The 13,050-nt window shown below is 59.6% G+C and carries 8 protein-coding genes; 3 read left to right on the top strand and 5 right to left on the bottom strand.

Annotated features, from left to right (window positions below):
* Positions 1-17 precede the first annotated feature (17 nt).
* Positions 18-1,037 (bottom strand): LacI family DNA-binding transcriptional regulator, encoded by a 1,020-nt coding sequence (locus AC07W7_RS02155; RefSeq protein WP_495038542.1) that lies wholly within the window; start codon positions 1,035-1,037, stop codon positions 18-20.
* A 261-nt stretch (positions 1,038-1,298) separates the two neighbouring features.
* On the opposite strand from AC07W7_RS02155, the gene AC07W7_RS02160 reads away from it, so the two are divergent.
* The 3 genes from AC07W7_RS02160 to AC07W7_RS02170 all read left to right on the top strand — a co-directional run bounded on the left by AC07W7_RS02160 (position 1,299) and on the right by AC07W7_RS02170 (position 7,226).
* Complete coding sequence (locus tag AC07W7_RS02160; protein ID WP_495038543.1) at positions 1,299-2,525, top strand: hypothetical protein; 1,227 nt, start codon at positions 1,299-1,301, stop codon at positions 2,523-2,525.
* Positions 2,526-2,679: 154 nt separating this feature from the next.
* The gene (locus tag AC07W7_RS02165) at positions 2,680-4,671 is read left to right on the top strand and encodes a hypothetical protein (RefSeq protein WP_495038544.1); all 1,992 of its coding nucleotides are present in this window, start codon (positions 2,680-2,682) and stop codon (positions 4,669-4,671) included.
* A gap of 290 nt (positions 4,672-4,961) precedes the next feature.
* On the top strand, positions 4,962-7,226 hold the full coding sequence (locus tag AC07W7_RS02170; RefSeq protein WP_495038545.1) for an autotransporter outer membrane beta-barrel domain-containing protein: 2,265 nt from the start codon (positions 4,962-4,964) through the stop codon (positions 7,224-7,226).
* Positions 7,227-7,292: 66 nt separating this feature from the next.
* On the opposite strand, the gene AC07W7_RS02175 is transcribed toward AC07W7_RS02170, so the two are convergent.
* From AC07W7_RS02175 to AC07W7_RS02190, 4 genes are all read right to left on the bottom strand, one after another.
* The gene (locus AC07W7_RS02175) at positions 7,293-7,754 is read right to left on the bottom strand and encodes a hypothetical protein (RefSeq protein ID WP_495038546.1); all 462 of its coding nucleotides are present in this window, start codon (positions 7,752-7,754) and stop codon (positions 7,293-7,295) included.
* Between the two features lie 250 nt (positions 7,755-8,004).
* Positions 8,005-8,646: a DUF1345 domain-containing protein gene (locus tag AC07W7_RS02180; RefSeq protein WP_076961035.1), complete on the bottom strand. Its 642-nt coding sequence runs from the start codon at positions 8,644-8,646 to the stop codon at positions 8,005-8,007.
* Between the two features lie 81 nt (positions 8,647-8,727).
* A complete protein-coding gene (locus tag AC07W7_RS02185) occupies positions 8,728-11,820 on the bottom strand; it encodes a multidrug efflux RND transporter permease subunit (protein WP_495038547.1) in 3,093 nt (1,030 codons plus the stop codon).
* 18 nt (positions 11,821-11,838) lie between these two features.
* Positions 11,839-12,996, bottom strand: coding sequence for an efflux RND transporter periplasmic adaptor subunit (locus AC07W7_RS02190; RefSeq protein WP_495038548.1), 1,158 nt, complete (start codon positions 12,994-12,996; stop codon positions 11,839-11,841).
* Positions 12,997-13,050: the final 54 nt, after the last annotated feature.

Consider the following 13,050-nt stretch of genomic DNA (forward strand, 5'->3'; position numbering starts at 1 on the left):
CCCCCAGGCGGCGACGCCTACAGGGGGCGGGTTGAACCTCGGACGATCAGTTGCGGGGCAAAATCCAGGGAGCGGGTGGGCGAGGTATCGCCGCGCAAGCGCTTGAGCAAACACTCAAAGGCGCTGGCGCCTATGGCTTCGGTCGGCTGGGCCAGGGCGGTGATGCCGCTGCCTACCAGCGGGTACCATTCCAGGTCATCCAGGGCAATCAGGCCCACGTCCTCGAACAACCGACACCCCAACGCGCGCAGGGCTGTGGTACAGGCCAGTGCGGCGACGCCGTTGGCACAGAACAGGGCTTTGGGGCCGGCCTGGGGTGAGGCAATAAATGCCTGCAAACGGGCGGGCAAATCAGCGCCAATTTCCAGCACGGCGCCATGCAGTCGGTTGCGGCGACGGATTTGGGCATGGAAGCCTTCCATGCGTTCAACCCGCGAACTGGTGCCGTCGGCGGCCTCGCTGACCAGCAGGATCTCCCGGTAGCCCTGTTGCTCCAGGTGGTCCAGGGCCATGCTCACGGCTCGCGGGTTATCCAGGCCCACCAGGTCGCTGTGCAGTGCGTCGACCTTGCGGTCCACCAGCACCAGGGGCATTTCCCGTTGCAGTTCCAGCAGTTGTTCGAGGTGATGCCCCAGGGTGTTCACGATCAAGCCTTCGATGTTATAGGCACGCAGGGCGGCCAGGTGCTGGCGCTCCTGCTCGTCATCGCGGTCGGTGTTGCACACCACAAGGCTGTAGCCGTGGCGGCGGCAGGCGGTTTCCACGCCATGCATCACCGCAATCGAATAGGGGTTGCGGATATCGGCCACCAGCATGCCGATCAGGCGTGTGCGCCCGCGTTTCAGGCCACGGGCCATCTGGTTGGGGCGGTAGCCCAACTCATCGATGGCTTGCTCGATACGCAGGGCGATGGCATCGGACAGCAGGGCGCGGTCATCGCCGATAAAGCGCGACACGCTGGCCTTGGATACGCCAGCGCGTTGGGCCACATCAAGCATGGTCACGCGGCTGCGCTGGGCGGCGGAGAATGAAGTCACGGCAGGGCCTTTTTTATTAGTGTGAGGTGACAGTGCATGAGGCATTGAAACCGGTTTCAGAAAACACCAGCCAGCTCGTCTCGTCAAGAAATCTTTGTTCGGGCAAGCGTGAAATTGGGCTGCTCAAACCGACGAGCGGCGAACGTACCTGTTAATTCTGACAGTATCCGCAGCACCACAGGCGGTGTTCAATTGCCCCAACAGAACCGTAGCGCTGTGATCCGTTGATGCATAGGCGTGTACGAGGGACGGGAGGTTTAGATGAGCACCCACAATGCTGGCCCCCAAGGCCCAGGTGTCCGGGCGATTGACGCGCCCATCGTCGTCGACGCGCTGCCTGACGGGTTGTTGCCGGCACAGTATTACTTTTCGGACTTACGGCTTTTGATTCCGAAGCCCTGGGCGTTTCTACCGGGCCCGGGCAGGCCGCAATATCTGGTGTTCGAGTGGCGCGTGCACGGCGCCCGCCCCGTCGATCTGCCACCGGTTTTGCTGCCTGAGTCGATGACTGCCGCCGACTTTCCCTACCCCATGCAGATACCCCAGGTACTCCTGCTGAACAGTGCAATTGTTGATCTGAGGTTTCGCATCCATAACAGCACGCCGAACAGCCCCAGCTTCGATACCTCTGAGGTGGTGACGCTCAGGATCGACCGCGATGCGCCCGGCGGTGGCGCGTTGCTGGCACCGGCCATTTTTCCCATTGATCCGATTACCGAGGCCTACCTGGTCGCCAACCCTCTGGTGCGCATGGAAATCCCCAAGGGATATCTGGGGCGTGAGATCGGTGATGAGGTACTGCTGTATTTTTCAGACATGAATACCTTGCCAACCGGCGTGCCCACCCTGATTTCCGCGCCGTTGACCAGCGCCACCGGCCGCATATTCGTGGATGTGCCCAGCGACGTGTTCCGTCGTTTTCCGGGGGCGCTCTGGATCTTCTGCTTCTATCGCCTGAAGGACCGTGCTGGCAACATCAACCCGCTGTTTTCACTGGTGGCGCAAGCCGGGCTGCAAACCGGCCTTCCGCCGTCCAGATACCCTCGGCCCCATTTCCCGCAATCAGAGTCGCATCCTAACGGCTACATGACCTGCGATTCCGATCCTGCGATCTGGTCCTATGTCGAGGTGTTCATCGCCCCTCACGTGGACATACTTTCTGGCGATCTGATTACGCTGCGGTTCCAGGGGTATGGCCTGTACCCGGATGTCAATCCAGACCCCAATATCGTGGAAACCCTCACGCATTATTGGGATGGGGTCATCGATGCATCGGGCTATGTCTTCTTGATTACCGATGTCGAGCGATTGATCCGGCCCCTGAAAGAAAACGCCGGAGGAGAGGCCAGTTACACGGTGTCCAGGGGGGGCGTGATCATTGGCCGGTCTGATTCCAGGTATGTGCCGTTCGATCGGGTAGTCAATACCTCGCCACCGCCGCCAAACCCGATCTATTGCTGGATTGATGGCAATGGCCCCGAACCCTGATTCCGAGGGCTTCGTGTCATGAGTGTTGGAATACCGCGCACGTTTCATTGAACTTCTGACGGGTAAATCCAAAGTCGGTTTGTTTGGCCGCATGTCTTACGGCTGGGGGAGTGTTTGTGCGCTGTCTACATTAAGTACTAAAGGAGAGACTGATATGAGCAGCAACCCTGACGTCACCATTACACCAGAACCTTTGCTTATGGATGCACCCACGATTGCAGAAGCCCTGGATGATGCAACGGGTCTTATTCCAGCGGTCGTTGCCCGTGCGGGTATCACCGTGGAGTGTAGAACCGGGCTGATCTCGGTGCCGACCGATTGGCTGGGTATTCAAATTCGCACAACCACAGATCCGGTGCCTACCTGGAGGACCTTTTTGCCCCCATTCCAGATCAACGAGACCCCAGTGCCCGCAATCCTTGATAGATTTATTCCTGCTCCGCCTCCCGAGCTTGAGTTCCAGCATGGTTTTTATGAACTCAAAGTCGTGCAATACCGCAATTCCGGTGGTGTCCCAGGCCCTTCGCGGGATGAGTCCAGCCCTGCCGCGTTCCGGGTCGATCTCATTGCGCCTTACGCGCTAGCGTCGTCACGTGAGCAACCGACCGTTCCGACATTAGTCAATGCGCCGGTGGGGACGGTTATCGACAATGCATTCCTGATAAACCAGGGCGGCCTGGATATCAGTATTCCCCCAAACACCTTTAGTTCGCAGTCCGGGCGATTTGAAGCGGGAGATTTGATTAACATTTACTTCAGCCCGGTAATGGACACACGACCAGAGTATCTGGTCACTGGTGCAGGTGTGCCGATGCTGCCGCCACCCGCCCAGACCAGCTACTTCCTGCCAGCCAACCAGATCATCTTGAGTGGGCTGTATTATATTTTCTACACCATCACGGACCGGGCAGGGAATGTCAGTCGCCCATCGTTCAATGAGTTCCGCACGGTTTCGTTATTGACGGACCCTGTACCATTGGAACCTTTCCTACCGCTCGCGCCGGCCCCACGTGACGGTAGCACGGATGATTTGCTCAGCATTGCGGACTATGTGCAGGGAATTAAACTCCATATCGAACAGTATCTTAATTTCGCTACAGGGCTGGACAAGTTCGAGACACAATGGGAAAGCGAACCCTTTGGTCCGCAAAGCCCTGAACTCAGTGGCTTCCCGGTAGTTTTCAGTAATATGAATGACGCGATCAAGGCCGCCTATACCGCGACCCTAGGCCCTCAGACAGTAGGCGTGCGATACCGGATTGATCGCAACGGTGTGTTCTTCCTCTCGCCAACTAAAAACGTCCGGCTCGACTTGTCAGTAGAAGGCCCTGTATTGCCGGGCACACTGGAACCAGGCGACATAAACCCTGGGCTGAACCCGGCACAAGTGTTTGGCGAGGTTTCAGGCGAATTGAACATCCTGCGCATTGGCGATGCGAACCGACCTGTGACTATTGTGATTCCACTCTGGAATATCGCGGCACTGCCTCACCCAGACAATCAGTTTTACCTGTATTGGGGCGCCTCCAAAGAGCGTGTCGGGCCTTTCCCTTTAAGCACTACGGTTCCCGGCGCCGACGCGACGTTCACCATTCCCTGGGAGGTGGTTGCCCGCCACGGGAACAATCTGCAGCTTGTCAGCTATTCGGTCACTGGCCCCGGCACTATCAATGAAAACCCGTCGCCCGTTACCACCGTCAATGTGATCGATGCCGTGACGGTGGAACTGGCGCCGGCAGTATATGAACGTCTCGATTTTGGCGACTGGACCTGTGAGTCGCTGGTACCACGGCTGCCTGGTTCGCCCCCGGTACTGGCCGCCATACTTCACATTCCGGGCGATCCCAGGCTGGTAGTGGGCAATACCGTGGAGGTTATGGTCACTATCACTAACGACTTCCCTTTTTTTCCACCGGGCCCCTTTGAACTGACTATTACAACCCTGCCCTTGACCGCTGGCGATGTAGCCAACGGCTTTAATGTCGAGATCACTTACCGTCCATTCCTGGCTCAAGTACCGTTTGGGCCTTGCGAGGTCACCTACACCACGAACGTGGCGGGTGGAGGCATCGGTCGCGGCCGGCCGGCCGAAGTCTACACAACATTCTCAAACCCTGACTCTTTCTGTGATGGCATCCCTGCTTAACCTACGAAACCACTGCTTCAAGTCCATAAACCGCTGAAAGTACAAAAGGGAAGCATGGCTTCCCTTTTGTGCATCGGGTAGCAATGGATGACTGCTTTGTGAACGGATCAGTTTGCCAGTTGTGCCGTTTTCCATGCCACTGCGGTGCCTATGCCCATTCTTTGATCGGATTAGTCCTACAGTCATCAGTACGTTCACTACGTAACCTCTGCGCCTTACAGAGGTGAGGCTTCATTCCGCGGGAACGAGCCAAGCCGTTTTTAGAGGCGCTACCCAGAGAGTGAACCCCGATGTCATTACCTACCCGATTCGAGCTCAAGCCCTTGAGCAAGATGATGCATGTTCCAGCCATTAGCGTGCTTTTGCTTGCAGCGGTGCACACAAATGTCCAAGCCGGTCAGCTGATCGGTGAGTCAAGGACCATTGGCCCCCATGAGCTGAAAAATGATTGGCAGCTGGATCGTAAGTCCGAGCTGACCGTCAATGGCGCTCGCGCCGGACATATCCAGGCCAACGACTCAACGTTGAATGTCAATGCCGGCAGCCGGATCGAAGATATCCGTGCGACGCAGGGCTCCACCGTCAACGTTGACGGTGCCACTGTTGAATCCAACCACTCGATATGGGGGGCGGTGCGCCTGGATGACAGCACGGCCATCATTCGCAACAGTGCCATCACCAGCAACACAACTTTCGGTCTGCAGGCGTTCCAGAGTTTCAATTCCGGCAAGGGCGGCATTGCCCAGGTGTTCAATAGCATCATCCGGGGGGAAAAGAGCGGGGCAATAGCCAGCGGCAATGCTGAGTTGCACTTCAACCAGAACACCGTGGTCGAAGGCACCGGCACCGATAGTTATGGCGTGTGGCTCGACGGTGCAACGGCGACTGCCAGCCAAAGCAGCATCATTGGCGCAAAGAGTGGCGTGTTGTTTACCAACGACGTTGGCAACAGCAGTGCCGGCAAACTGGTGCTCAATAACTCCAGCGTCGAAGGGCGCAGCGGCTCGGCCATTGTCGTCGAAGGTTACCCTGGCGAGGAGATGGAAGTTGAAATCGACGTGCGCAATGGCTCAACCCTGACCGGTGGCAATGGCGTGCTGCTGGAAGTCAACGGCGGTGCCCAGGCGAACATGAATGTCGATAGCAGCCAGTTGAAAGGCGACGTCATTGTCGAAGATGGCAGCACGGCGCGTTTGAACCTGGAAAACAGCTCCGGGCTCAAAGGCCAACTGCAGAATGTCACCAGCTTGAACGTAGGCAACGGGTCGTACTGGGAGTTGACCGCCGACAGCCAGGTGGGTGCCTTGAACCTGGTGGACGGTACGGTGATATTCGGTCATACCGATGCGTTCTATCAGTTGGACCTGGACAGCCTCGACGGCAACGGCACCTTCGTCATGGGCACCGATTTTGCCAACGGCATGACGGACTTCCTGAATATCAGCGGCGAGGCCAACGGTAATCACAGCCTGTTGCTTGAAGCCAGCGGTGTGGAGCCGGTCAGCCCCGAAGAGATTCGTATCGTGCATACCGGCGGGGGCGACGCGCAGTTCTCACTGGTGGGCGATTTCGTCGACGTGGGTGCCTATTCCTATGGTCTGAAAAAGGAGGGCACCGACTGGTTTCTCGACCCGAACAATCGCGTGATCAGCCCGGCGACTCGCTCGGTCATGGCACTGTTCAATACCGCCCCCACTGTTTGGTACGGCGAGGCGACCTCCCTGCGTACGCGCATGGGCGAGTTGCGTTTCGAGCCTGGCCAGGCAGGTGTGTGGATGCGTGGTTATGGCAACAAATACAAGGTGGCCGAGAGCACCGGGGTTGGCTACAACCAGAACCAGCAGGGCTTTACCCTGGGTGCTGATACACCGTTGGCCGACAGCCAGTGGCTGGTGGGTGTGATGGCCGGCCATAGTACGTCGGACCTGAACCTCAAGCGCGGTACGTCAGGCACGGTGAAGAGCTACTACGTGGGGGCTTATGCAACCTGGCTGGATGAAGAGAGCGGTCTGTATTTCGACGCCGTGGCCAAGCTCAACCGTTTCCATAACGAGTCCAAGGTCGGCTTGAGTGACGGCACCAAATCCAAGGGCAAGTACGCCAACACGGGTGGCGGTCTGTCGGCGGAGTTCGGCCGCAATATCAAGCTGGACGACGGTTTTTTTGTCGAGCCATATGCGCAGCTGTCCACCGTGGTGATCCAGGGCGCCAACTACAACCTGGACAATGGCCTGCACGCCGATGGCGAGCGCACCCGTTCGATCATGGCCAAGGCCGGTGCGACGGTGGGGCGTGACATCCAGCTCGACAGTGGCAGCGTGGTCCAGCCCTACCTGCGGGCGGCGATGGTGCATGAGTTTGCCAATAACAATAAGGTCAAGGTCAACAACAATGTGTTCAACAACGACCTGTCGGGTTCACGCGCTGAGTTTGGTGCGGGCGTTGCGGTTAAATTGTCGCAAAACCTGCAACTGCACGCCGACCTTGAGCACAGCAGCGGCGGCAAGGTCGAGCAGCCATGGGGCGCCAACGTAGGTGTACGCTACAGTTGGTAAAGACTTGACGCTTATGAACGCCCGTATCGAAAGATACGGGCGTTTTTTTTGCTCTTGCATAAGCGATCAACTGGTTACGTCAAAATTGACCTCTAGTGTGTGGGTGTTCCCGTTGACATCCTTATCGGTGGTGCCATCCAGCGTGCCGCTGATTTTGATGATGCCACCCTCCAAGCCAGTAATGATCAAAGTACCCGTGGAGCATCGCACGACGTAATGAATCGTAGGGGACTTGACGGCATACCAGACATTGACCTTATTGGACTGCCACTTACTCAGTTCTATAACCTGCGCCTCGCGAATGATATCGGGCAGTTCAATCGTGATTTTTTTCACCGTGACTGCGGGATCAGCATGTCGTGCTACAAGGCGGTAGATGGCCGCTTCACGGTCATGCACCAGGGTCAAGGTCTGAAAGTGGACCGGTATTGCATCGATAGTTGCGTTGAATGTGCCTGTTGCAGTAAGGGGCTTGGGGTACAGCAACTTTTTTTGCTCAGGGGACAACTGTTGCGCGGGTACGGTCATGATCGCTTCTCCATCGCTGATGATTGTGCGAGTCACAGAGGTTTCGACGGCTCTGTTCGAGTCATGGAATAGCAGTAGGCCTGGGCTGTAAACTGTCAAAACTAACAGGGGACGAAGGGAGTGACTTATGAATGTCCTGGAACCGGCCCCCAAACCTGGCTCGATATCATTAGACGCCTTTTCAAAGGTTTTTCTACTGTCAGGAATGACAGTCTAAGCTGACTGGTTTTAAGACTTTTTGGCACTTAGGCTAACCGAACAACCCCGCCGCAATATTGATCGAGAACCCCAGTATCGCCGTATTGAACAGAAACCCAATCAACGACTGCCCCAACACCACCTTGCGCATGGCCCGGGTAGCCACACCTACATCCGAGGTCTGCACGGCGACGCCGATGGTGAAGGAGAAGTACAGGAAGTCCCAGTAGTTGGGGGTCAGCAACCCTTCGGCAAAGCGCAATGCCGGCTCCTTGCCCTCCCAGGTGTAATAGAGGCGGGCATAATGCACGCTGAAAATCACCCCGATCAGCAGCCACGAACCCATCACCGTCACCCCGGTAAAACCGTAATGCAACAAGCGCTCGGCAGTGCCCAGGTCCTTGTTGCCGGCTAGGCCAACGGCAATAGCCACCAGGCTGGCAATCGCGGCAATGCACACCATGAACAACACCAGGCCGGCGTTTTCATCCTCGACCTCGGCGATGCGCTTGACGTCCTCGGCTTTGGCCCGGATGGTCAGGCGCAGCATCAGCACCAGGTAGGTCCAGACCCCGGCGTTCCAGCCGATCAGGACCTGGGTGAGGAGGGCGTCGAAGGGGGCGAGGATGCCTATCGCCAGGCCAAGCACGGCAGCGGCGGACAGGCGAGGGTGGGTGCGGGCGAGAAAGGGCATGGGGGCTCACAAACACAGGATAGGTGAGCACCATAGCCTATTTCTGTAGGCGCCGGCTTGCCGGCGCCTACAGGGGGCTGATCAACCTTTGCGTTTGCGCACCAGCTTCATGACGACCACGAAGAACACCGGCACAAACACCACTGCCAGGGTCGCGGTGATCATCCCGCCGATCACCCCGGTCCCAATCGCCTGCTGGCTCGCCGAACTGGCACCGGTGGCAATCGCCAACGGCACCACACCGAGGATAAACGCCAGCGAGGTCATGATGATCGGTCGCAGGCGCAGGCGTGCGGCCTTCAATGTCGCGTCAATCAGGTCTTCGCCCTGGTCATACAGGTCCTTGGCAAACTCGATGATCAGGATCGCGTTTTTCGCCGACAGCCCGATAATCGTGATCAGGCCGACCTTGAAAAACACATCGTTGGGCATGCCGCGCAGCGACACCGCCATGACCGCGCCCAGTACGCCCAATGGCACCACCAGCAGCACCGAGGTGGGGATCGACCAGCTTTCATACAAGGCCGCCAGGCACAGGAACACCACCAACAGCGACAGCATCAACAACAGCGGCGCCTGGGAGCCAGACAAACGCTCCTGCAAGGACAGGCCAGTCCATTCCTGACCCAGGCCCGCCGGCAGTTGGCTGACCAGGCGCTGGATTTCTTCCATGGCCTCGCCGGTGCTGTGCCCTGGCGTAGGCTCACCGGAAATGGCGATGGCCGGGTAGCCGTTGTAACGGGTCAACTGCGCCGGGCCCTGGACCCAGCGCGCTTCGACAAACGCCGACAACGGCACCATCTTGCCGACGTTGTTGCGCACATGGATCTTCATCAGGTCTTCAACCTGGCTGCGCTGGTCGCCTTCGGCCTGCACCACCACGCGCTGCATGCGCCCCTGGTTGGGGAAGTCGTTGATATAGGCCGAGCCAATAGCCGAGGACAGGAGGTTGCCCACATCGGCAAACGACACGCCCAAGGCATTGGCGCGCTTGCGGTCCACCTCAAGCTGCACTTGTGGCGCCTCGGCCAGGGCGCTTTCGCGCACATTGGCCAGGATCGGGCTTTTTTCCGCCGCCGCCAGCAGCTCGGTGCGCGCCGCCATCAACGCGGCATAGCCCACGCCACCCCGGTCCTGCAAGCGGAACTCAAAGCCGCTGGAGGTGCCCAGGCCATCCACCGGCGGCGGTAGCACGGCATACGCCATCGCATCTTTGAGCTCGGTAAAGGCCATGTTGGCGCGATCGGCAATCGAGGCCGCCGAATCGTCGCTGCTGCGCTCGGACCAGTCTTTGAGCGTGGTAAACGCCAGCGCCGCGTTCTGCCCGGAGCCGGAGAAGCTGAAACCCATGATCATCGTCGTATCACCAACGCCCGGCTCGCTGGCGTTGTGCGCCTCGATCTGCTCGGCCACCCGCACCGTGCGGTTCTTGCTCGCGCCCGGTGGCAACTGGATATCGGTGATGGTGTAGCCCTGGTCTTCCACCGGCAGGAACGAGGCGGGCAGGCGGCTGAACAGGAACCCCAGGCCCACCAGCAAGACCAGGTAGATCAGCAGGTAACGGCCGCTGCGCTTGAGGGCATAGGCGACCCAGCCTTCATAGCGGTCAGTCAGTTGTTCAAAGCGGCGGTTGAACCCACCAAAGAACCCGCCCTTGGCATGGTGCTCGTCTTTGGCAATCGGCTTGAGCAGGGTGGCGCACAGGGCTGGGGTCAAGCTCAGGGCGAGAAACGCCGAGAACAGGATCGAGGTCGCCATCGACAGGGAGAACTGCTGGTAGATCACCCCCACCGAGCCTGGCATAAAGGCCATTGGCAGGAACACCGCCACCAGCACCAGGGTAATCCCGATGATTGCCCCGGTAATCTGGCCCATGGCCTTACGCGTGGCCTCCTTGGGCGACAGGCCTTCGGTGACCATGATCCGCTCGACGTTCTCCACCACCACAATCGCATCGTCCACCAGGATGCCGATGGCCAGCACCATGCCAAACATGGTCAGCACGTTGATCGAGAAGCCCAGCAACAGCATGGTGGCAAAGGTGCCCATCAGCGCAATCGGCACCACCAGCGTCGGGATCAGGGTGTAGCGGATGTTCTGCAGGAACAGGAACATCACCGCAAACACCAGCAGCATCGCCTCGCCCAGGGTGTAGATCACCTTGGTGATCGAGACCTTGACGAACGGCGAGGTGTCGTAAGGGATCTTGTACTCGACATTGGCCGGGAAGTAGCGCGACAGTTCGTCCATCTTCGCCCGCACCAGGGTCGCGGTGTTCAAGGCGTTGGCGCCGGGCGTCAACTGGACGCCGATGGCGGTGGACGGCTTGCCGTTCAAGCGCGTGGAGAACTGGTACTCCTGGCTGCCGATCTCGACGCGCGCCACATCGCCAATGCGCACGGTGGAGCCGTCCGGGTTGGCCTTGAGCACGATGTCGGCAAACTCGGCCGGGGTTGAGAGCTGGCCCTTGACCAGGATCGAGGCGGTGATTTCCTGGGTGTGGGTGCCAGGCAAATCACCGATGCTGCCGGCCGAGACCTGGGCGTTCTGTGCCGCAATCGCGGCGTTGACATCGGCCGGGGTCAGGTTAAAGCCGATCAGCTTCTGTGGGTTGATCCAGATGCGCATCGCCCGCTCGGCGCCATACAACTGCGCCTTGCCCACGCCGTCCAGGCGCTTGAGCTCGTTCATCACGTTGCGCGCCAGGTAATCGCTGAGCGCTACGTCATCGAGCTTGCCGTCATTGGAGGTCAGGGTCACCAGCAACAGGAAACCGGCGGACACTTTCTCCACCTGCAGGCCTTGCTGGGTCACGGCTTGCGGCAGGCGCGGCTCCACCGCCTTGAGGCGGTTCTGCACGTCGACCTGGGCCATTTCCGGGTTGGTGCCCGGCTGGAAGGTTGCGGTGATGGTGGCCGAGCCGAGGCTGCTCTGGGATTCAAAATACAACAGGTGATCAGCGCCGTTGAGCTCTTGCTCGATCAGGCTGACCACGCTTTCGTCCAGGGTCTGCGCCGACGCGCCCGGATACACCGCATAGATTTCCACTTTCGGCGGTGCGACGTTGGGGTACTGCGCCACGGGCAACTGCGGGATGGCGAGGGCGCCGGCCAGCAGGATAAACAAGGCGACCACCCAGGCGAAGATCGGGCGGTCAATAAAGAACTGCGGCATTGTCTCTGATCCCTTTGATTACTGGCCGGCTGCCTGGGCGACAGGCGCGGGGCTGGCATCGACTTCGACTTTTTCACCCGGGCGTGCGTGTTGCAGGCCTTCGACGATGATGCGGTCACCGGCCTTCAGGCCGTTGTTGACCACCCAGCGATCATTGATCGCCGCGCCCAACTCCACCGGCTGCTGGCTGACGTTCTGTTCGGCGTCTACCCGCAACACCATGGGGATACCGGCGCTGTCGCGGGTGATTGCGCGCTGCGGCACACTCAGGCCTTGCTGGTCGACGGCCTGTTCCAGGCGCACACGGATAAAGCTGCCAGGCAGCAGGTCGAGGTCCGGGTTGGGGAATTCGCTGCGCAGGATGATTTGCCCGGTGCCGGGGTCCACGGAGATCTCCGCGAACAGCAACTTGCCCGGCAACGGGTAGAGGCTGCCGTCATCCTGGATCAACGTGGCCTTGGCCTGGTCCTGGCCCACCTGTTTCAAGTGCCCGGCGCGGAAGGCGCGGCGCAGGTCATTGAGTTCGCGGGTGGACTGGGTCAGGTCGGCGTGGATCGGGTCCAGTTGCTGGATCAGCGCCATGGGCGTGGCTTCGTTCTGGCCCACCAGGGCGCCTTCGGTCACCAGCGCCCGGCCGATACGCCCGGAGATCGGTGCGGTCACGGTGGCATAACCGAGGTTGAGCTTGGCGCGCTGCACCGCCGCCTGGTTGGCCGCGACATCGGCGGCGGTTTGCCGAGCGGCGGCGCGGGCGTTGTCGTAGTCCTGGGCGCTGATGGCATTGCCTTCGACCAACTGGCTGTAGCGCTGCTCTTGCAGGCGCGCCTGGAAGGCGTTGGCCTCGGCCTTGCGCAGGCTGGCCTGGGCGCTGTCGAGGTCGGCCTTGAACGGCGCCGGATCAATACGGAACAGCACATCGCCCTGTTTGACGTCGTGGCCTTCCTTGAACACCCGCTGCAAGACCACGCCGGCGACCCGTGCGCGCACCTCGGCAATGCGCGGCGCGGCAATCCGCCCGCTCAGCTCGCTGCTGATGGACAGGGGCTTGGCTTCGAGGGTTTCGATGCGTACCTTGGCCAGGGGCATTTGCGGGGCGTCGCCTGCGGAGTTGTCACACGCGCTCAGGGCCAACGTCAGTGCCAACAGGCAAAACGGCGCAAACAGATTCTTTGACATGCTCTTATCCCAATATTGACTGGCGCATCCTACGGGCGCCCCCGGCTTGGTGCT

This window comes from Pseudomonas sp. GW821-FHT01D09 (assembly GCF_059422465.1).

Excerpts from the sequence above, each read along its gene's own strand:
- AC07W7_RS02165 (WP_495038544.1), top strand. The coding sequence starts at position 2,680 with ATGAGCAGCAACCCTGACGTCACCATTACACCAGAACCTTTGCTTATG.
- AC07W7_RS02170 (WP_495038545.1), top strand. The coding sequence starts at position 4,962 with ATGTCATTACCTACCCGATTCGAGCTCAAGCCCTTGAGCAAGATGATG.
- AC07W7_RS02175 (WP_495038546.1), bottom strand. The coding sequence starts at position 7,754 with ATGACCGTACCCGCGCAACAGTTGTCCCCTGAGCAAAAAAAGTTGCTG.
- AC07W7_RS02180 (WP_076961035.1), bottom strand. The coding sequence starts at position 8,646 with ATGCCCTTTCTCGCCCGCACCCACCCTCGCCTGTCCGCCGCTGCCGTG.
- AC07W7_RS02160 (WP_495038543.1), top strand. The coding sequence starts at position 1,299 with ATGAGCACCCACAATGCTGGCCCCCAAGGCCCAGGTGTCCGGGCGATT.
- AC07W7_RS02190 (WP_495038548.1), bottom strand. The coding sequence starts at position 12,996 with ATGTCAAAGAATCTGTTTGCGCCGTTTTGCCTGTTGGCACTGACGTTG.
- AC07W7_RS02185 (WP_495038547.1), bottom strand. The coding sequence starts at position 11,820 with ATGCCGCAGTTCTTTATTGACCGCCCGATCTTCGCCTGGGTGGTCGCC.